An 18680-nucleotide genomic window follows, 5' to 3' on the forward strand; every position below is an offset into this window, starting at 1 on the left:
CATACTAAAAATACTCGTATACCATTCGAGAGAATATAAATAATGTTGGCAGTGATGGCATTGTTCGCAACAGTCCACTCTGAAAGCGTATTCTGTTTTACATTCCGCGAAATTAAAACCAATGGACACCATTTTGTATTTTTGCACTGAACAAGTAATAAATGAAAAAGGTAGTAGTAGGACTTTCCGGTGGCGTTGATTCCAGTGTGACGGCCCATCTTCTAAAAGAGCAGGGTTACGAGGTGATCGGTCTTTTTATGAAGAATTGGGTGGATGACTCTGTGATTATTTCCGAGGAATGTCCCTGGGTGGAAGATAGCAATGATGCCCTTATTGTGGCCGAAAAGCTGGGAATCCCATTTCAGACGGTGGATTTGAGTACGGAATACAAAGAGCGAATTGTGGATTATATGTTCAGTGAATATGAGAAGGGAAGAACACCAAATCCTGATGTACTCTGTAATCGTGAAATCAAGTTTGATGTTTTTCTGAAAATTGCACTGCAACTTGGTGCTGATTTTGTGGCTACTGGACATTATTGCAGAAAAGGTGTTATTAAGAATGATGATGGTTCCGAAACCTATCAACTATTGGCGGGAAAGGACCCCAACAAGGACCAGTCCTATTTTTTGTGCCAACTTTCACAGGAACAGCTTTCAAAGGCGTTGTTCCCCATAGGAGAGCTCACCAAACCCGAAGTGCGAAAAATAGCTGCCAAAAACAATTTGGTCACCGCCGAGAAAAAAGATTCGCAAGGACTTTGCTTTATTGGCAAGGTTCATTTGCCCGAGTTTTTACAGCAAAAGTTAAAACCAAAGAAAGGAGTCATAGTGGAAGTGCCCAGCGATGCTTCCCAGTTTTCCAATAGCGTACCTAGCTTCCAAAACAAAAAAGAGGAATTGGCCTTTAGTGCCGAAAAACCAATATATTCCGAAACTGATGGAAGAGTGGTCGGGGAGCATCAAGGAGCCCACTATTTCACCATTGGGCAGCGTAAGGGGCTCAATGTTGGTGGCACAAAGGAACCTTTGTTTGTAATCGACACCGATGTGGACAAAAATATCATTTACACAGGGCAAGGTAAATCCCATCCGGGTCTTTTTCGCAATACCCTCTTTGTAAATGAGGATGAACTGCACTGGGTAAGACCTGATCTGGCTTTGGAAACAGATGATTCCATGGAGGTTATGGCCCGAATACGATACAGACAGCCTTTGCAAAAAGCAACGCTTTATAAAATTGAAAACGGACTTTATGTCGATTTCGAGGACAAACAATCGGCTATTACTGAAGGACAATTCGTAGCTTGGTATTTGGGTGAGGAACTTATTGGTTCAGGTGTAATTTCATAAAATGAAAAACAGAATAACCCAACTTTTTGGAATAGAGTACCCGATTGTACAGGCCGGAATGATCTGGGCAAGCGGCTGGCGATTGGCGTCTGCGGTGTCCAATGCTGGCGGATTGGGTCTCTTGGGTGCAGGGAGCATGTACCCCAATGTGTTGCTCGACCATATCCAAAAATGTAAAAAGGCAACCGATAAACCCTTTGGGGTCAACATTCCAATGCTGTATCCAGATATTGATAAGCTTATGGAAATTGTTGTGGAACAGGAGATCAAAATCGTATTCACATCTGCTGGAAACCCTGAAACATGGACCAATTTTCTAAAAGAAAAAGGGATTACTGTGGTGCACGTTGTAAGCAGTGTGAAGTTTGCTTTAAAAGCACAGGAGGCTGGTGTGGATGCCATTGTCGCTGAAGGTTTTGAAGCAGGTGGACACAATGGGAGGGATGAGACTACAACTATGGTGCTTATCCCCTCGGTAAAAGAGCAAATACAGATTCCGTTGATAGCTGCCGGCGGCATTGCAACGGGAAGGGCCATGTTGGCTGCCATGATATTGGGTGCCGATGGGGTACAGGTCGGAAGCCGTTTTGTGGCCAGTCCCGAAGCTTCTTCACATGAATTGTTCAAACAAGAGGTGGTGCAAGCCAAGGAAGGGGACACCCAATTGACCCTTAAAGAACTGGCACCGGTTCGTATGTTGAAAAACAAGTTCTTTAAGGAAGTACAGCAAGCTTATGCCCAGGGCGCAACCGTTGAGGAGCTCAAAACCTTGTTGGGCAGGGCTAGGGCAAAAAAAGGCATGTTCGAAGGTGATATGGAAGATGGAGAGTTGGAAATTGGTCAGGTTTCTGGATTGATTCACGACATTAAACCTGCTGCCGAAATTGTTCAGGATTTAATGGCTGAATTTCACCTGGCCAAACAAGAAGTACAACAGTATTAGTGTATTAGCTCCATTCATAGACATTTTTTTATACATTTACCCTGCGCATGAGAACACTAATCCCCACACTGGTCCTTTTTATGCTCGTATCCCATGCCCATGGTCAAGTGGAACGAGACAAAGCACTTCATTTTTTGGGTGGCAATCTCTTTGGATTGGCCGGAGCCGGCATCGCCAAACAGGCTTCGGATGGCAATCGAATCTGGACTTTTGTTGGTTCCGTAGCGGGAAGTACCCTTATTGGAGTGGCCAAGGAAGCTGTGGATGCCAGCCAACGCACTAATGGATGGGACAATGATGATTTGGCGGCCACGGTTTTGGGCGGGGTAACCGTAGGGGTGACCATAGACCTTTTTTCCAAGAAAGATGATAAAAGAAGATTGCGGGGCAGCTATTCCAAACTTGATATCAAAAGAAAAGAGCTTCGTCATGATACAACAGATTTGGAGTTCGTGGTACGGGAGGAAAAACTTGATGCAATCAATGCACTAAAACTCTCCCCAGAATTGCGTCAGGCTGGCATTTCCTTTTAAAAGAGTCCTCGGGCCTTTAACTCCAAGTATTTGTTAATGGTATTGACCGTTAGGTTTTCGGGCTTGGTCAAAATGGTTTGTATACCATGTTTTCGCAGCTCATTGACTATTAACTTCTTTTCATAAATGAACTTTTCCGCTATAGTTTGTTCAAATAGCTGTGGAACTGTTTCTGCCCTTTTGTTGGCAAACACATGGAGTTCCGTATTTTCAAAGAAGATGACAACCAACAAATGCTGTTTGGCCATGGCGAGCAGATAAGGTAGTTGCCTATGCAGTGCATCCAACGTCTCAAAATTGGTATAGAGCAACAGCAGACTTCGCTGATTCAGGTTGCGCTTCACATCTACATATAATCGGCTGAAATCACTTTCAATAAAATTGGTTTCCAGATTGTATAAGGTCTCCAAGATCAGATTCATTTGGGAACTTCTTCGTTCGGCAACCACCCTATTCTCAATTTTATTGCTGAAGGCAAACATACCCGCTTTGTCATGCTTTTTTAAAGCTATATTGCTGATAACCAAAGTGGCATTGATGGCATAATCCAACAGGGTCAACCCTTCAAAGGGCATTTTCATGACCCGTCCCTTATCAATGACCGAATAAATAGGTTGTGATTTTTCGTCTTGATACTGGTTGACCATCAGTTGCCCCCTTTTTGCCGTGGCCTTCCAGTTAATATTGCGAATATCATCTCCCAATACATATTCCTTAATCTGTTCAAACTCCATGGTATGACCAATCCGCCTAATTTTTTTTAGGCCATACTCATGCAGGCGATTTGTGGCCGCCAAGAGGTCGTACTTTTGAAGTTGGAGAAAGGAGGGGTAAACCGGAACTTCTTGTGCTTGGTCAAAAGTGAATTTTCTTCCCAATAAACCAATGGGAGAAATTGCAAATACAATCAAACTTCCAAAGGAATATACACCACGTTCGGTTGGTCTTAGTTGATATTCGTATGTTTTACCATTACCGCTTGCAATAGAGCTTGTGAGACCAAAATCACGTTTTTGGAACTGAAAGGGAATTTCGTCAATAATCTTTACAGCTACCTGAAAAAGATAGGTGTTTGTAATTTGAAACTGGATTGGATTGTTGTCCCCGTTGGAAAGCTTATCCGGTAAACGGCGTTTGCCTTCAATTTTTCCCTTGGAGGCGAACAGCAGCAGTAAATCTGTGATGAGCAAAATCGCAAACACGAAAAACAACAACTTCATCACTCCAAACAATTTGGGTTCCATATAAGAGATTATAAAACCTACTATGATGGCTGATAAGGCTATAAAGAACCTTTTTTGAAGATATACGGGCCTAAAAAATCGCTTCACGAGTGCTTATCTGGGAATTTCGATACTATCGACGATTTGTTTTACCACTTGGTCAGCGGTCAATCCTTCCATTTCCCGTTCAGGGGTCAACATGATTCTATGTCCTAAAACTGGGCCTGTTACTTTTTTAATATCGTCCGGGGTGATGAAATCCCGGCCATTGATTGCTGCCAAGGCCTTGGAAGCATCTAAAATGGCTATGGACGCCCTTGGTGATGCACCCAAATAGAGGTTGGCGTTGGTTCGCGTGTTGTTCACAATGGAGGCAATATATTTGAGCAGATTTTTCTCGACAATGATTTCCTTAATGGTACTCTGGTACTCCGCAATTTGTTTCGCGGATAGTAGGGTATTTACCAAATCTTCCTCCGATTTATTCTTTTGTTCATGTTTGCTTTCCAAAATTTGGACTTCTTCATCCAAAGAAGGATAGTCCACATTAATTTTGAATAGAAAGCGGTCCAATTGGGCCTCAGGCAAACGATAGGTGCCTTCTTGTTCAATCGGATTTTGGGTGGCAAATACAAGGAATGGTGGTTCCATGGTGTATTCAATGCCATCCATTGTGATTTGTCGCTCTGCCATAGCTTCAAAAAGGGCTGCTTGGGTCTTGGCCGGGGCACGGTTGATTTCATCAATTAAAACGATATTGGAAAACAAGGGGCCTTTCTTAAACTCAAATTCAGAAGTTTTCACATTGAAAATAGAGGTGCCCAAAATATCACTGGGCATCAAATCGGGGGTAAATTGAATACGACTGAAATCCACACTCATGGTTTTGGCCAACAATTTGGCCGTTACCGTCTTTGCTACACCCGGTACGCCCTCAATTAGGGAATGTCCATTGGCCAGAATGGAGACAATGAGCAGTTCAATCATATTCTCTTGCCCAATGATTACTTTGCCCAATTCCGATTTTATTTGGGAAACGGCCTTCTGCAAAGGCGATAGATCTATCCGATTGATGAACTGTAGCGCGTCGTCCTGTGGTTTGTTTTCTTCCATGTTTTATTGCTTAAATGCGGTTATCTTTTTATTGAGTTCAATGCTGTCCTCTTCCGAGTGGGAAGTTTTGTTTTTAAGTGCCATGATAAAAGTGATCAAAGCTTTCGTTTCTCCAACCTCTTTTCCTGCCTTTGCTGCTAAAATTTGAATGGTTCTTTCATTAAGCTGGTTTGTATCGATATGATATTTGCTTCGTAGCTCCGCCAAAAAGTAATTCACCTTTTTATTGATCAGGTCAGTGTAGTCCCTATTTTGATAATACAAAGAGCCCACAGCCTGTGCAAACCCCACCGAGGCGTTCTCCAGAGGCTTGATAACAGGAATGATGCGTTGCTCCCGTTTTCCTCGAAACAAAACAAAGAGCAACAGTCCTAAAACGGTCAAGTAATAGGCCCATTTTAACGAAGACTGTGTCAGCACAAACCGCATGGGCGAATCGATTATAATGCGACCTGATTTTTTATAATTGTCCCAATAAAGTACTCCTTTGTCCTCCAAGTAAGAAAACGTATGGGTCACATAATCATGGTTTCCCTCGAGCATATAAAAGTTGGAATAGGCCTGGGGTGTGGTGTGAACATAGAAGTTACCCTTTCCAAATGAGGTCTTTATAAAATTAGGCTTGGAAACCTGTTCGTCTGGTTGGCTTTCCAATAAGTTTTCTTTAGAATAGGTGATGTGCCCCAGAATAGTGGTACGTGTGGAATCTACGCTGGTAAAATGTGAGTTAAAAACACCTCGAGATAGTTCAAACTCTTGTCCCCTAAATTTGTTGTTGGTCAAATCCAAAAGGGCCGTCCCCTCTTTTAAACCATAATCGGAACTGATGCTTATGTTCAAGGTATCCATAAGTTCCCATCCAAAACCAGTGGACGAAATAAAAACTGAATTGCCCTGGCTCACATAATCCAAAAGTTGATGGGTCTCTTGTCGGTCCAAGTCGATATATTCGTTGATGAGCAGGTAGTTGGAAAGCATGGTGGTATCACGGCTGACCAAAACATCATAAACGCTTTGGTCAATGGTCTCAATGGATTCATTTTTAAAAAGGGATGGGAGTTCGTTGTAAAGCACATAGCAACCAAAGGGAATTTTATCCGCTGCTGTATATGAAGGTCTCCAATTGATGGGTCTGGGACGGACAAGCTCTGTAATGATGATTCCAATAACCACCAAGGCAAATAGGGCGATGACAATTTTAGATTTCCGGTCCATGCTCATTACGGAATTAAATGGTTCAATGCCCTGAAGCGGGATCTGGTTTTGTCATAGCCAGTTGCGTCAATGGGTTGTTCACCATACCAGATGTTCTCATATAAATAAGAGACTTTTTTGAACTCTTGTTGCAACCGGTCCTGCTTGATTTCCCGTTGATAATCGATATTGGTCTTTTCAAAATGCCAATCGATAATATGCTTTTGGGAGAGCATCTTCAATATTTTAAGGAACTGATATCGAACTGCAAGGCGATAATCCTTGTTTTTCAAGGCTGATTCCATTTGGGCATCCAGATCAATGGCCTCAATATGTTGTTCCGATAGGTCAATGTCCAGCAAGGGCTTTGCCTTTTTAGAAAAGATAGCATTGAACTTTTCATTGATAAAAACACGGACCAATAAATAAATAACCAGGGCACCCATGAGGGCATAGATTGTATACTCAAGTACCAGCAAGGTTTGTGGGGAAATGTCAAAACCGAACGTTTCACCAAGGCCATTGAGCAGCCATCGGATAAATCGGGCCAGTAAATTGGCGGATTCCCCGGTTTTTACATCGTAGTTGAATTCATCTCCAGTATATTTTTCGCTTAGGTTTTCATCAATCTGCCTTTCCGTTAACGCTGAGCTTACATCCTTTGGGAGTGAAATAGTATCATTTTGGGCCAAAGATACATTGACCCAAACCAAAAAAAGTATGGTAACTAAACGTAGCTTCACGGGTTGGACTGTCCTATTTGTTCTATTTTACTTCGAGTGTTGAGGTTATATGTTTTTTCGTGCAATGCATAAAAAAGTATACCATTGATGAATTGGGATAGACACTGCGCATATACCATCATAATAAGTAAAACACAGAGTCCCAAAGTATACACAATTGTAGATATAATGGAACCGCTCACATCCACATTGTTCTGTACCACATGGAAGGTATAAATCCCAACCAATATCCCGGGAATCAACAAAATAATGAAGAACAGCAAACCGTTCAGTAAACCCAGTATAAAATTGACTCCTACTGATTTCCAAAAATTCTTGCCCACGAGATTCCAGCCTTCTCCAAATCCATCCATTACTCCTTTATTTTCACTCATCATGCTGAAAAAGGATACGCCGACCCATGCAGTCATAAAAAATTGAACAATATATTGTGCAACTAGACCGAGTAGCGGAATAAATGCAAAAATCAACGAAGCAATCATAAATGTTAAATAGATAGGGACAAGTAGTAGGATAAAAACGAGGGTATTGCCAATTTTGCCCTTCGTATGTTGCCACACTTGGTCTTTATCAAATGTTAGACCTTTATGTTCTTCATATTTTATGAGGTACGATGAACTCAGACTGAAATTAAGACCCGCAACCATCAAAAAAATCAGGAAGAACAGAATACCACCACTGATAATATAGATTAAATAAGTGTCTTCGTTGCTTTGCCCAGCATTGATCCCGTAGATATTGGAGTCCGCTGCAATCATCCCCACAAAACCAGAAACCAACAAATAGCTGGTAATCAACAGCCCTATTAAAAATACGCCGTTATAACTCAAAAAAACGTTTGTGAATTTTTTGATGTTCTGCTTTAAGAATTCAAAATAGGTGGTAAGGATATCTCCAAAATCACGGTTGATCCTAAGCTCGATGAATTTGTCCTTCATGTAATCGATTTAATATGATGGGATAAATGATATAGTAATAGATGATGAGCAACAAAGAGCTGCCAATAATAAAAAACGCAAGCCAGTCGGGCATATTGGCATAGCGGGTAATGAATCCTTCAATAAAACCTGCAATAATGAAAAAAGGAATGGTACTGACCACCACTTTCAGACCATCCTTGGCACCTTTCATAAATGAGACCCTTCGGGAAAATGTTTTGGGGAACAATATGCTGTTGCCCATGATCAGTCCTGCACAGCCCGCAACAATGATGACTGAAATTTCTATGGTTCCATGTAGCCAAATCTGCCGATTGGCCTCAAAAAACACTCCTTTGGTATAAAAAAAAGTGATGAAAGCACCTAGCATCACCCCATTGCTAAACAAAATGTATGCAGTGCCCAAGCTGGTGATTACCCCAAAGGCAAAGGCCAAAAAGGCCACCCGAATGTTGTTGATGGTAATTCCAAGGAAAGTACCTATTTCACTGCCACTTTTGTATATGGCAGTGGGCTCTCCCATGGCGATGTTGTTCAAAGTTTCGTTTACATAGGCATCGCCCAAAATAAGTCGTACAAAAGAAGTGTCGTTCAATGCAGAAATGCAACCAATGGCCGAAGCCACCAAAAAAATGGTAAAGGCCACAAGTAGGGTTGGGTGGTACTGTCTGAAAAACAACGGAAACTCCCGCATCCAAAATGTTATGATTCGGTTGCCCGACTCTTTTTTGTTTTTATAAATTTTTTGATGGGCCTGGGATGCCAAAGAGTTCAGATACAATAAAGTTTTGCTTTCTGCGTAATACGTTTGTGCGTAGGCCAAGTCGTTTGTGAGTTGGATGTAACCGTCCACCAAGGCATCGGGGTCGGTTTGGGAACCCAATGCGACCGCTTTTTCAAAAGCGATCCATTTTTCCTTATTTTGTTTCACAAAGGCAGCTTCGCGCATACGTGGAAATTCCTACAGCTAAAATTACGTTTATATGGGTAACCTACAAATCAACACCTCCCAAAATGTCAATTTGGATTATAAAATTGTGAGCATCGGGGAGCGAATAGTTGCCTTTTTGATTGATGGTCTTATTTTGTACATGTATGCCTATCTGGTGAGTTTGATCAGCAATGCCATAGGGTACGTTTATGAAGATACCTGGACCCAACGGGGTTTGGCATCCCTTATTTTTTTGCCGGCCATGTTCTACTCTTTATTGATGCACAGCCTGTTCAACGGTCAAACGGTGGGCAAGATGTTAATGCGGATGCGAGTGGTGCGCTTGGATGGAACACCGGTACATTGGAGCAATCTTTTGGTTCGTTGGATGCTGCGGTTGGTCGACATTTGGATTTTCTTGGGTTCCATAGGTATTTTGAGTATCCTTTTTTCGGAAAAAAGACAACGTGTGGGCGATGCTGCTGCAGGAACAGTTGTAATCAGCACCAAGCGGAAGACCAAAGTGTCGCATACCATTTTGGAGGAAATAGATGATTCTTATGTACCACAGTTCAATAATGTCACGTTGCTAAGTGATAAAGACGTGCGCCTGATTAAGGAGACCTTTCATATTGCCAAACGAAGCGGTGATTTTAAAACGATGAAGGCTTTGCGTTCCAAGGTAGAGAGTATACTTAAAACCAATTCCAGACTATATGACGTTCCTTACTTGGAGGCTGTTCTAAAAGATTACAACTACTTTACCCAAAAAATGTAACTATGTTCTATTTGACGATTGATATTTTGGGTACGGTTGCCTTTGCCATTTCAGGGGTGTTGGTCGCCATGGAAAAAAAGTTGGACCTATTTGGCGTACTTATTATTGCCTTTGTTACTGCAATCGGTGGTGGAACCCTGCGCGACTTACTTATTGGCAATACCCCGGTTGCCTGGATGAAGGATCTTACCTATGTTTCCACTATTTTCATCACTGTGGTCTTTGCCATTCTATTCGCCAGCAAGCTCAAATATTTGAGGAAATCCCTGTTTTTGTTTGATACCATTGGGATAGGGCTTTATACCATGGTAGGTATTGAAAAAGGGCTTCAGGCCGATTTGTTACCTGTAATGTGCATTGCCCTGGGGACAATGACCGCAAGTTTTGGTGGTGTTACCCGGGATATTTTGTGTAACGAGATACCGGTTATCTTCAGAAAGGAAATTTATGCTACGGCCTGCATTTTGGGTGGGGCCAGTTATTTCTTGTTGCTTCAATTCTCCATTCCCGAACGCTATGCTTACATAGCCGCTATTTTAATTGTAATCGTTTTGCGACTTTTGGCGGTGAAATTCAGTATCAGTTTACCCAATATCTATAAAAAGCAAGAGGAATAGTTTTTCGAAAGAACTTATTGATTCACTTTTAGGATGAAACCACGACCATGCACGTTTTCAATTTTTATGGAAGGATCTTTCTCAAGGTATTTGCGCAGATGTGTGACAAATACATTTAGACTTTTTCGGTTAAAATAATCGTTGTTGCCCCATATGCTCAATAAAATATCTTTATGTGAGCACAAATTGTTTTTATGTTGTACCAAAAATTTGAGCAACTCTGTTTCACGGGCCGTTAACCGCATGGATTCCCCCTCATGCAAAAGCACATGGTTGCGGTTATCAAAACTGTAACTGCCAATGGATATAACCTCTTTTTCAATCGGCGCGGCCACGGTTTTTTCAAGTCGGGACAAATGGGCCATGATACGGGCGACCAGCTCTTCCTCGTCAATGGGTTTTTTTAAATAATCCAATGCGCCAAGGGAAAAACCTTTTAGTACATCAATTTTAAGGGATTTGGCGGTAAGAAAGATAAAAGGCATGTTGGGATGCTTGTCTTTTATTTGCCTGGCCAATGTAAAACCATCCAAATGCGGCATCATAACGTCGAGTACGATTAAATCGAACAGTCTTTGCTCCATGAGCTCCATCACTTTTGAGCCGTCTTGTGCCCATTCCACCTGCAACTGTTTCATCTTTAGATATTCCGAAAGCAAATATCCTAAGGATTCATCATCCTCAACCAACAATATTTTATAGGTCTTTTCCATTTTTGATCAAAGGTAATAACAATGTGATTTTTGTTCCTTTCCCGGGTTCACTGTCAAGCACAATTTTACCTTTAAAGCCTTGCACCACTTTTTTCACATAGCTCAAGCCCAACCCATATCCTTTTACGCTGTGTTCATCTCCATTGCTTACCCGGTAGTATTTTTTAAAAATTTGTTCCTGGTCTTCTTTTGAAATACCTTTTCCGTTATCCGTTATCCTGATTTCCAAGTTGTTTTTGTAAAGAATGGCTTGTAAGATGATTTTGGGATTTTCAGCATACTTTTTGGCGTTATCCAACAAATTGTTGATTGCATTTTCTAAATGAAATCGCTCAACATTAATCAAATATTGACCTTTTTCCAAAGAATACTCAAAGGCCGTTCCATCAATTGAGGACAGCGTTTCGAATTCTTGGCAGAGCTTTAAAAGGTATGGCTTAAAATCAATTTTTTGAAGGGTCATCACATTTTTGTGCTCTAGGCTTCCCAGTTCCAAGACTTTATCAATATGACCGCTCAGCCGTTCCGTTTGTTGTTTGATCAATGAAATGACATGCTGCTGTTTCGAGCTGGCTTCCTCTTCTAGCAATTTTGTGGCCAGACTGATGGAAAAAACTGGAGTCTTGAGTTCATGGGTCAAATTATTGATGAACTCGTTGGTAGTGGTGATAACATTGCGTTGCCAATAATAGGTGCGAAGTGCCCAGATAATGGCAGCTATTATGCCTATAATAAAAAGTATGCTGGGAAGGGTCAACCCATTAAGTTGTCTTAAGAAGTAGTTGTTTAAATTTTTGAAATGCAGTTCCAGTACCAATCTTTTGTCCATGAGTTCTGGCAGATACCCATATAACTCAATGGGGTAGGAAGCGAAATTGTCCTTTCTTTTTAAATCCGTTGGGGATTGCAAGTAGTAAATACTATCCTTGGAGTACAGATTGTACGTGAAGTGGGCCTCCAGACCATGATTCACGAGTTTTTCGGTAAGAAAATCATTTAAAAAATGACTGGACGCATCCTGTACGCTGTCCAAACTCAGGTTGAAATAGGAATCATCTTCTTTTATAGCTTTGCCAACTAAAAATGTAAGTTGGTTTTGCGTGCCGAGACCTTCTTTTATTTCATTGGCAGCATCTTGTACTTTTCGATTGAATTGTACTTTGGCCAAGCTCAGGCCAATTTGAAGATATTGGTATTGCACCACGGCCAGTCCAAATAACGACACCGTAAAAATTATGATATAGATGTTCCGCTTTTTCAAATCATTGACTAAGTAAATCAAATATATCCATTCCTTAAGTCTCCTTAATTTTTCATTAATAGAATTAACCGTTGCTTAAGGCTAGTTACTTTTCTATTAACCGCACTATATCTTTTGTACTCCTATATTGCCTACAATTTGAAATACGGTTTAGTAACGACCCCGAATTACGGCCGTTTAAGATAGCTGAATTTAATGACAACCCGACCATTTTGGAAGCACATGAAATCGAATAGCAAGAACAACTTTTTATCTATTTCCATAGGTTTCGTATACCTGTGGTTCGGCATGCTGAAATTTTTTCCTGATTTAAGTCCCGCAGAGGGATTGGCCAAGAATACCATTCATTCCCTAACGCTGGGGATTATCCCAGATGATGTTTCCATCCTCTTATTGGCGCTATGGGAAACGTTGATAGGTACTTTTTTGATTGTGAGACTTCTTCGGAGAACGGCCGTTTTACTAGCACTGATACATATGGTGTTCACTTTTGCCCCGCTCTTGCTATTCCCGGATGAAACTTTTAATCAAGGACCATTTTACTTGACCCTTTTGGGGCAGTATATCATGAAAAACCTCATCATTGTAGCAGCCTTGGTGCTGTTATATAAGGAGGAAACTGTGCATGCCAAAAAAGGACAGCTTTCCAATGCTTTGGGATTAAAGGTTAGTTTTCAAAAATTTCTTCAAAGAAATATACCATTCGTTGCCAAGCACGTGCATCGGCCATAGGGTTGTAGTTCATACCCTGTTCAGGACTATTTGCATTAGGGTTGGTAAAGGCATGGCCGGTATGCCCAAAAATATCCATTTCCCAAACAGCATTTCTTTCGGTTAGTTCTTCAGCAAGCATATTGATGTCTTTTGGCAAGGCTAGGGGGTCTTCCCAGCCGTGCAAGACCAAGATTTTGGCATTGATATCTCCTTGGTGATTTAAGCCCGGCGAGTCAAAAATACCATGAAAACTTACTATGCCATTGATGATTAGTCCAGATCGGGCCAGATCCAATACACACTTGCCACCAAAACAAAATCCAATGGCTCCGACCTTGGCGCTATCGGCCAGTTCATGTTTTTTGATGTTGTTCAATGCCAATATCAAACGATTTAAGAGCTCCTGTCTATCGGCCAACATTTGATTCATAAGTGTTTCGGCTTCTGAAGCGTCTGCTGCCCTTGTTCCTTTCCCGTAAACATCTAGAGCCAATGCCAAATAGCCCATCTCAGCCAACTTTTTGGCTTTTTCCGTTTCAAATTGTGTTTGTCCCATCCAAGTATGGGCAACCAAAACCACAGGTCTTTTATCTTTAATGGCATCATCAAAAGCGATAACTCCTTCGTAGGATTGGATAGCGTCGTTGTAGGAGTATTTTTCAGTTTTTATCATGGCATTCGATTTTAGATCAATAACGGTTTTACAATACTTCAACGCTTAAAATGTACACGTTTTGCCAGGGCCAATCACCATCTCCCACAGGAACATTGTTTATGGCATCCACGACATCCATTCCTTCAACTACACGGCCAAATGGGGTATAGGAGCCATCCAAATGGTAGGATCCCGGCTTGGTAACGACGATAAAAAATTCATAGGGAGAGGCCAATTTATGCGGGTTGTCGCGCTCGCTGCTCGGCATCGATATAACACCCCGGTGATGTTTGTATCCCTTTTTGGCATCTGGAGGCAGTAAATACCTTCCTATTGCCCTTCTTTTTCTTGGTGTTTTTTTATCATCGGAATTTCCGCCCTGAATGATGAAATCTTTCACCACACGGTGAAATTGGGTACTGTCAAAATATTTTTTTCTGGCCAAGTAGATAAAGTTGGCCTTGTGATAGGGAACATCATCATAGAGCAGTACGGTAAAACTTCCCATTGTTGTTGTGACCTTCACCTTATTTTTCTTTAATTCCTTGGCGTAGTTAAAAAAGAAATCAATCGCATTTTCCTCGGAGAGCACAAAAGCTTCCTCCTTTTTTTCCTCTGGTTCCTCCCCAGGACTTTCTAAAGGTATGGAGTCTTTTTTCACTTGCTCTTTTTTGGGAGCAGGTTCCGTTTTTTTAGTTTTTTCTCCGCAGGAGACCAAAAAAAATAATAGTATACTTGTAAGTAAAGCCGATTGTTTTAGCAACATGGATTTCAATGAATTTTATCAAGCAGCATTAAAAATAAAAAATCTACCACTACCCGGCACGGATTCGCATTATAAAATGTCCCCGACATTAAGGATCGAGTGGTTAAAGTCCCATAAGGTTGAAAAGATGAACCCTAAAAAGGCTGGTGTCATGGCACTTTTTTATCCAGATGCATCGCAAGTTACACGTTTGCTGCTCATTTTACGGAAAGCATATCAAGGGGTCCATTCCAACCAAATAGGATTTCCTGGTGGCAAAGTTGAAGATGTTGATAGCGATTTGATGGAGACTGCGCTTCGTGAAACACATGAGGAAGTGGGCGTTCCGCCTTCCGCTGTTGAGGTCATTAAAGAGTTGAGTGAAGTATACATTCCGCCCAGCAACTTTATGGTTCGCCCCTTTATGGGGATATATCATGAACCACGGCCTTTTGTTATCGAAGAAAGTGAAGTGGAACGTTTGGTTGAGGTATATTTACACGATTTTCTGGACGATTCCAACCATATTGAAGAAGTTTTGAGTACTTCCTATGCAAAAAATATCCACGTACCGGCTTATAAACTAAATGGTTATACGGTTTGGGGAGCTACAGCTATGATGCTGAGTGAAATCAAGGAACTCTTGCAGAAAGCACTTTAAACTCTAATTTGTAAATTTACTTTTCAACAAATACCCCCATGAGCCTATTCAAAAAGAATCCTTTTGGTCATATTCTATTCCTGAAACGTTGGTTGATCCGTATTGCGGGAATGATCACCCATCAACGATACAAAGGTTTCAACACCTTAGAAATTGAAGGCTCTCAAGTTATTCGTGACCTTCCCGATACCAATGTACTTTTTGTAAGCAACCATCAAACCTATTTTGCGGACGTAGTGGCTATGTTCCACGTTTTCAATGCAAGCTTAAGTGGCAGGGAAGACAGTATTAAAAACCTAGGTTATCTCTGGAACCCAAAGCTTAACATTTATTACGTGGCAGCCAAAGAGACTATGAAAAAAAGCCTTTTGACCAAAATTCTCGCTTATGCAGGATCTATTAGCATAGAGCGTACCTGGCGCGCGGAGGGTAAAGATGTGCAGCGACAGGTGAAGTTCAGCGACATAAGCAACATTGCAAAAGCATTGGATGACGGATGGGTAATTACTTTTCCCCAAGGGACCACGACCCCCTGGAAACCCCTGCGAAAGGGTACTGCCCACATTATTAAGCATTACAAGCCTGTGGTAGTTCCAGTGGTGATTGATGGATTTAGGCGTTCTTTCGATAAGAAGGGGTTACGGGTCAAGAAGAAGGGAATTCTGCAGTCCATGCACATCAAGGAACCCTTGGAAATTGATTATGAAAATGAATCCATTGAGTCCATCTTGGAGAAGCTGGAATATGCCATTGAACAGCATCCTTCATTTTTAAAGGTTATTTCCCAAGAAGAGTTGGCCGAATATGAGGCCGAACATCAAAAAAGGAAATACAGTTATCGGGGAGATTAAACCTCCAGCTTTTGCAACTCCCGATAGTTTTTTCTTAGTTTTCTTGTCAAAAGCCCATACAACAGGAAGTAAATACCTCCCAAGGCAACTGTGAACAGTACACCAAAAATGGCAAAGCTGGCCATAATGATCATTTTCGCCTCATTCGCTGGTAAAGAGGCCATTTTCCCTGTTAAACCAAGCGCTTCCAAAACGTTATCGGTAAAGTAAATACCTACAATAAGCAAAACAAAGGTCAGCAAGACCATGGATAAGGAAAATATGACATAGTGCTTCACGGTTTTACGAGTTCTCAAGATGTTGGAAGTAAGCTGTCTCGCATTGTCCAACACTGAAATTTCACGGTACCTTTTATAGAATTGATAGATGAAGTAAAAGATGACAAGATATTGAACTATACTTACCACGAGGATGACATTGGACAATCCCAAATCGGAATATAGATCCAGATTGTTGCGCATAGATGGAACGAGGTAGAGCAAATGGGGGAGTATAAACTCTATGATACTGATATAAAAAATCCACTTGACTATGGAAGATGATTTTTTCCAAATCATTTTATAGATTTCATCATAGGACAGTTTGGGAAGTTCAGCGTCCCTTTTTTGCCAGTCCTTTTTTAAGAGTTCCAGTTCATCCAGCATATTCTAAGGATTTAGTATGGTTCTTAATTTATTTTTTACTCGGTTCATTTTTACTCTTGCGTTAACCTCTGTTATACCCAAAGTTTCTGATATTTCGGTATAATCTTTATCCTCAAGGTAAAGAAATACCAGTGCCTTGTCCACATCGTTCAATTGTTTTATGGCATTGTACATCAGTTTAAGCTGTCTTTCCTCGGTATCGTCATATTCGTTTGCTTTAATTTTGAAGATTACCGAATCATAGTCTTGGGTTTGGACTCTTCTTTTTGATTTTCTGTACAACGTAATGGCGGTATTCAAGGCCACTCGGTACATCCAAGTACTAAATTTGGAATCTCCCCTAAATTTCGGATATGCCTTCCATAATTGAATGGTTATCTCTTGGAACAAATCGTTATGAGAATCCTTGTCGTTGGTATACAACGTGCACACTTTATGAACAATGTTCTGATTGCTCTCGAGCTCCGTTACAAAACGATGTTCCAGTTCTTTGTTCACTTAGGTTGGTAAGTTTGCCTAATAAGTATGATTACCACCACGTTTGTTACATCCTAGATTGATTATTTTCGATAATCGAGTGCGGGTGGTCTATTGCCCAATAGCGGAGTGTATGTAAAATCCTTGCCCCTGCGCTCTTCAAGCTCGGCCTTTGCTTTGGCCACCACATTAGGATTGTCAAAAAGGTCCATGGCTGTCATCGTCAATGTTTTGGCCGCCACCATCATGCCCTTTGTTCCTATGGAAGTGCCTCCGGCAGCTACAGCCTGCCAGCTATGGGCTGGAGTTCCCGGTACCCAAGTAGCCGCTCCCATGCCAACGGTAGGCACAGTGAAGCTTACATCACCTACATCAGTAGATCCGTAGGCCCGGGCTTCTTCCATGTAGGGTTGTATTTCTTCTGCTCTGGACATATCCAATTGATCATATCCAAGGCTTTTGGATATTTTCTCGGCAAACTGCCTTTCTTCATCCGAGTAGGTTACGCCTCCTACTTTGGTGAGGTTATCGTGCATTATTTTCTGAAGCGTAAGATTTGGCAAAAGCTCATGGGTGCCCCCAATCATTTCATAATCCATGGTGGTACCTGTGCCCAGGGCGGCTCCTTCCGCTGCTTTCACGATTCGGTCAAAAATATCGATTACTACATCCCTTTTGCCATGTCTTGCATAATAATAAACCTCTGCAAAATCGGGGACGACGTTCGGCGCTTTACCTCCATCTGTTATTACATAATGAATTCTTGCATCTTGGGGAATATGCTCACGCATCATATTGACCATGGCATTCATCGCCTCTACACCATCCAAAGCAGAACGACCACGCTCGGGAGCTCCGGCTGCATGGGCCGAAACACCATGAAATCTGAATTTAGCTGATTTGTTGGCCAAGGCAGCTCCAGCGCTTGCGGCATTCTGGGAACTTGGGTGCCAGTGAAGGGCGGCATCTACATCGTTAAATACACCCTCTCGAACCATATATACTTTTCCAGAGCCTCCTTCTTCGGCAGGGCAACCATAAAATCGAATGGTTCCTTGTTTTTTATTGGATTTCAGCCAATTCTTAACTGCTATAGCGGCTGCAGCAGAAGCTGTACCAAAAAGATGATGGCCACAAGCATGACCTGCCGCTTTGCCAGCCGATTTTTTTTCGGGGACTGCCTGTTGCGACAATCCAGGCAGGGCATCATATTCACCCAAAATTGCAATCACCGGATATCCGGAACCATATTCTGCCATAAACGCCGTTGGAATGCCTGCAATACCGGTCCGTATTGAAAAACCTGCTTCCTTAAGCTCGCCTTGCAATAAAGCAGCACTTTTTTCTTCCAAATAGCCCATCTCGGCAAGATCCCAAATGTTATGGGCCAGGTCACCATATGCTTGGGTTTTATTGTTAAGTTCTTTCAAAATGACATCTCTATTTTCTTGAGCTGAGATAAAGGCATTGGTCAAAATAAGCAAGCTCCAAACAGACAGTATTTTTTTCATGGAAGTGTTTTTATGAATTAGCATTTAAAGATAGCAAAAAACCTGTCCCAAGTTGGGTGGGCCTTTTGGGATTATGTAAATTT

Annotated in this window: 21 protein-coding genes; 8 read left to right on the forward strand and 13 right to left on the reverse strand. The window is 41.6% G+C overall.

Annotated elements, in window-relative coordinates:
* The first annotated feature begins 161 nt into the window (after positions 1–161).
* Genes mnmA through GTQ34_RS14795 form a run of 3 tightly spaced genes read left to right on the forward strand, consistent with a single transcriptional unit; the run spans position 162 to position 2828 of the window.
* A complete protein-coding gene (gene mnmA / locus GTQ34_RS14785) occupies positions 162–1352 on the forward strand; it encodes a tRNA 2-thiouridine(34) synthase MnmA (protein ID WP_166524586.1) in 1191 nt (396 codons plus the stop codon).
* 1 nt (position 1353) lies between these two features.
* Positions 1354–2295 carry an NAD(P)H-dependent flavin oxidoreductase gene (locus tag GTQ34_RS14790; RefSeq protein WP_166524587.1) on the forward strand — a complete coding sequence of 314 codons (942 nt, stop codon included), beginning with the start codon at positions 1354–1356 and terminating at the stop codon, positions 2293–2295.
* A gap of 47 nt (positions 2296–2342) precedes the next feature.
* A complete protein-coding gene (locus GTQ34_RS14795; RefSeq protein WP_208103905.1) occupies positions 2343–2828 on the forward strand; it encodes a YfiM family lipoprotein in 486 nt (161 codons plus the stop codon).
* Here the strand turns inward: GTQ34_RS14795 and GTQ34_RS14800 are convergent.
* The 6 genes from GTQ34_RS14800 to GTQ34_RS14825 all read right to left on the reverse strand — a co-directional run bounded on the left by GTQ34_RS14800 (position 2825) and on the right by GTQ34_RS14825 (position 8988).
* A complete protein-coding gene (locus GTQ34_RS14800) occupies positions 2825–4072 on the reverse strand; it encodes a DUF58 domain-containing protein (protein ID WP_166524588.1) in 1248 nt (415 codons plus the stop codon). The two genes, GTQ34_RS14795 and GTQ34_RS14800, sit on opposite strands and share 4 nt — an antisense overlap.
* Positions 4073–4165: 93 nt before the next feature.
* The gene (locus GTQ34_RS14805) at positions 4166–5164 is read right to left on the reverse strand and encodes an AAA family ATPase (protein WP_166524589.1); all 999 of its coding nucleotides are present in this window, start codon (positions 5162–5164) and stop codon (positions 4166–4168) included.
* Positions 5165–5167: 3 nt separating this feature from the next.
* Entirely contained in the window at positions 5168–6379 is a 1212-nt protein-coding gene (locus GTQ34_RS14810; RefSeq protein ID WP_166524590.1) for a DUF4350 domain-containing protein, read from the reverse strand.
* A gap of 5 nt (positions 6380–6384) precedes the next feature.
* Positions 6385–7101, reverse strand: coding sequence for a DUF4129 domain-containing protein (locus GTQ34_RS16980; protein ID WP_166524591.1), 717 nt, complete (start codon positions 7099–7101; stop codon positions 6385–6387).
* Positions 7098–8039: a hypothetical protein gene (locus GTQ34_RS14820; protein ID WP_166524592.1), complete on the reverse strand. Its 942-nt coding sequence runs from the start codon at positions 8037–8039 to the stop codon at positions 7098–7100. The genes GTQ34_RS16980 and GTQ34_RS14820 overlap by 4 nt, the downstream gene beginning before the upstream one ends.
* A complete protein-coding gene (locus GTQ34_RS14825) occupies positions 8014–8988 on the reverse strand; it encodes a stage II sporulation protein M (protein ID WP_166524593.1) in 975 nt (324 codons plus the stop codon). Before GTQ34_RS14825 ends, GTQ34_RS14820 begins: the two co-directional genes overlap by 26 nt.
* Before the next feature lie 34 nt (positions 8989–9022).
* On the opposite strand from GTQ34_RS14825, the gene GTQ34_RS14830 reads away from it, so the two are divergent.
* Positions 9023–9748, forward strand: coding sequence for an RDD family protein (locus tag GTQ34_RS14830; RefSeq protein WP_166524594.1), 726 nt, complete (start codon positions 9023–9025; stop codon positions 9746–9748).
* A 2-nt stretch (positions 9749–9750) separates the two neighbouring features.
* Positions 9751–10365 (forward strand): trimeric intracellular cation channel family protein, encoded by a 615-nt coding sequence (locus tag GTQ34_RS14835; RefSeq protein WP_166524595.1) that lies wholly within the window; start codon positions 9751–9753, stop codon positions 10363–10365.
* 14 nt (positions 10366–10379) lie between these two features.
* Here the strand turns inward: GTQ34_RS14835 and GTQ34_RS14840 are convergent, their stop codons facing one another.
* Positions 10380–11078: a response regulator transcription factor gene (locus GTQ34_RS14840; protein WP_166524596.1), complete on the reverse strand. Its 699-nt coding sequence runs from the start codon at positions 11076–11078 to the stop codon at positions 10380–10382.
* A complete protein-coding gene (locus GTQ34_RS14845) occupies positions 11062–12303 on the reverse strand; it encodes a sensor histidine kinase (protein ID WP_313790515.1) in 1242 nt (413 codons plus the stop codon). Before GTQ34_RS14845 ends, GTQ34_RS14840 begins: the two co-directional genes overlap by 17 nt.
* Before the next feature lie 258 nt (positions 12304–12561).
* Here GTQ34_RS14845 and GTQ34_RS14850 point away from each other — a divergent pair, with 258 nt between their 5' ends.
* The gene (locus GTQ34_RS14850) at positions 12562–13071 is read left to right on the forward strand and encodes a DoxX family protein (protein WP_208103906.1); all 510 of its coding nucleotides are present in this window, start codon (positions 12562–12564) and stop codon (positions 13069–13071) included.
* Here the strand turns inward: GTQ34_RS14850 and GTQ34_RS14855 are convergent.
* On the reverse strand, positions 13007–13726 hold the full coding sequence (locus tag GTQ34_RS14855) for a dienelactone hydrolase family protein (protein ID WP_166524597.1): 720 nt from the start codon (positions 13724–13726) through the stop codon (positions 13007–13009). The two genes, GTQ34_RS14850 and GTQ34_RS14855, sit on opposite strands and share 65 nt — an antisense overlap.
* 28 nt (positions 13727–13754) lie before the next feature.
* Positions 13755–14474, reverse strand: coding sequence for a peptidylprolyl isomerase (locus GTQ34_RS14860; RefSeq protein WP_166524598.1), 720 nt, complete (start codon positions 14472–14474; stop codon positions 13755–13757).
* Positions 14475–14601: 127 nt separating this feature from the next.
* Here GTQ34_RS14860 and GTQ34_RS14865 point away from each other — a divergent pair, with 127 nt between their 5' ends.
* Positions 14602–15114, forward strand: coding sequence for an NUDIX hydrolase (locus GTQ34_RS14865; protein WP_313790516.1), 513 nt, complete (start codon positions 14602–14604; stop codon positions 15112–15114).
* A gap of 38 nt (positions 15115–15152) precedes the next feature.
* The gene (locus tag GTQ34_RS14870; protein ID WP_166524600.1) at positions 15153–15965 is read left to right on the forward strand and encodes a lysophospholipid acyltransferase family protein; all 813 of its coding nucleotides are present in this window, start codon (positions 15153–15155) and stop codon (positions 15963–15965) included.
* Here GTQ34_RS14870 and GTQ34_RS14875 read toward each other — a convergent pair.
* From GTQ34_RS14875 to GTQ34_RS14885, 3 genes are all read right to left on the reverse strand, one after another.
* Positions 15962–16609: a hypothetical protein gene (locus GTQ34_RS14875; RefSeq protein ID WP_166524601.1), complete on the reverse strand. Its 648-nt coding sequence runs from the start codon at positions 16607–16609 to the stop codon at positions 15962–15964. The genes GTQ34_RS14870 and GTQ34_RS14875 overlap by 4 nt on opposite strands.
* 3 nt (positions 16610–16612) lie before the next feature.
* Complete coding sequence (locus GTQ34_RS14880; protein WP_166524602.1) at positions 16613–17107, reverse strand: RNA polymerase sigma factor; 495 nt, start codon at positions 17105–17107, stop codon at positions 16613–16615.
* A 62-nt stretch (positions 17108–17169) separates the two neighbouring features.
* Positions 17170–18597: an amidohydrolase gene (locus tag GTQ34_RS14885; RefSeq protein ID WP_166524603.1), complete on the reverse strand. Its 1428-nt coding sequence runs from the start codon at positions 18595–18597 to the stop codon at positions 17170–17172.
* Between the last annotated feature and the right edge of the window lie 83 nt (positions 18598–18680).

Source organism: Flagellimonas ochracea (assembly GCF_009903685.1).
In the GTDB taxonomy this organism is placed as follows: domain Bacteria; phylum Bacteroidota; class Bacteroidia; order Flavobacteriales; family Flavobacteriaceae; genus Flagellimonas; species Flagellimonas ochracea.

What these genes read in the sequence shown, in the direction of transcription:
- mnmA (WP_166524586.1), top strand. Translation starts at nt 162, where the DNA reads ATGAAAAAGGTAGTAGTAGGACTTTCCGGTGGCGTTGATTCCAGTGTG.
- GTQ34_RS14790 (WP_166524587.1), top strand. Translation starts at nt 1,354, where the DNA reads ATGAAAAACAGAATAACCCAACTTTTTGGAATAGAGTACCCGATTGTA.
- GTQ34_RS14795 (WP_208103905.1), top strand. Translation starts at nt 2,343, where the DNA reads ATGAGAACACTAATCCCCACACTGGTCCTTTTTATGCTCGTATCCCAT.
- GTQ34_RS14800 (WP_166524588.1), bottom strand. Translation starts at nt 4,072, where the DNA reads ATGGAACCCAAATTGTTTGGAGTGATGAAGTTGTTGTTTTTCGTGTTT.
- GTQ34_RS14805 (WP_166524589.1), bottom strand. Translation starts at nt 5,164, where the DNA reads ATGGAAGAAAACAAACCACAGGACGACGCGCTACAGTTCATCAATCGG.
- GTQ34_RS14810 (WP_166524590.1), bottom strand. Translation starts at nt 6,379, where the DNA reads ATGGACCGGAAATCTAAAATTGTCATCGCCCTATTTGCCTTGGTGGTT.
- GTQ34_RS14820 (WP_166524592.1), bottom strand. Translation starts at nt 8,039, where the DNA reads ATGAAGGACAAATTCATCGAGCTTAGGATCAACCGTGATTTTGGAGAT.
- GTQ34_RS14825 (WP_166524593.1), bottom strand. Translation starts at nt 8,988, where the DNA reads ATGCGCGAAGCTGCCTTTGTGAAACAAAATAAGGAAAAATGGATCGCT.
- GTQ34_RS14830 (WP_166524594.1), top strand. Translation starts at nt 9,023, where the DNA reads ATGGGTAACCTACAAATCAACACCTCCCAAAATGTCAATTTGGATTAT.
- GTQ34_RS14835 (WP_166524595.1), top strand. Translation starts at nt 9,751, where the DNA reads ATGTTCTATTTGACGATTGATATTTTGGGTACGGTTGCCTTTGCCATT.
- GTQ34_RS14840 (WP_166524596.1), bottom strand. Translation starts at nt 11,078, where the DNA reads ATGGAAAAGACCTATAAAATATTGTTGGTTGAGGATGATGAATCCTTA.
- GTQ34_RS14850 (WP_208103906.1), top strand. Translation starts at nt 12,562, where the DNA reads ATGAAATCGAATAGCAAGAACAACTTTTTATCTATTTCCATAGGTTTC.
- GTQ34_RS14855 (WP_166524597.1), bottom strand. Translation starts at nt 13,726, where the DNA reads ATGATAAAAACTGAAAAATACTCCTACAACGACGCTATCCAATCCTAC.
- GTQ34_RS14860 (WP_166524598.1), bottom strand. Translation starts at nt 14,474, where the DNA reads ATGTTGCTAAAACAATCGGCTTTACTTACAAGTATACTATTATTTTTT.
- GTQ34_RS14865 (WP_313790516.1), top strand. Translation starts at nt 14,602, where the DNA reads ATGAACCCTAAAAAGGCTGGTGTCATGGCACTTTTTTATCCAGATGCA.
- GTQ34_RS14870 (WP_166524600.1), top strand. Translation starts at nt 15,153, where the DNA reads ATGAGCCTATTCAAAAAGAATCCTTTTGGTCATATTCTATTCCTGAAA.
- GTQ34_RS14875 (WP_166524601.1), bottom strand. Translation starts at nt 16,609, where the DNA reads ATGCTGGATGAACTGGAACTCTTAAAAAAGGACTGGCAAAAAAGGGAC.
- GTQ34_RS14885 (WP_166524603.1), bottom strand. Translation starts at nt 18,597, where the DNA reads ATGAAAAAAATACTGTCTGTTTGGAGCTTGCTTATTTTGACCAATGCC.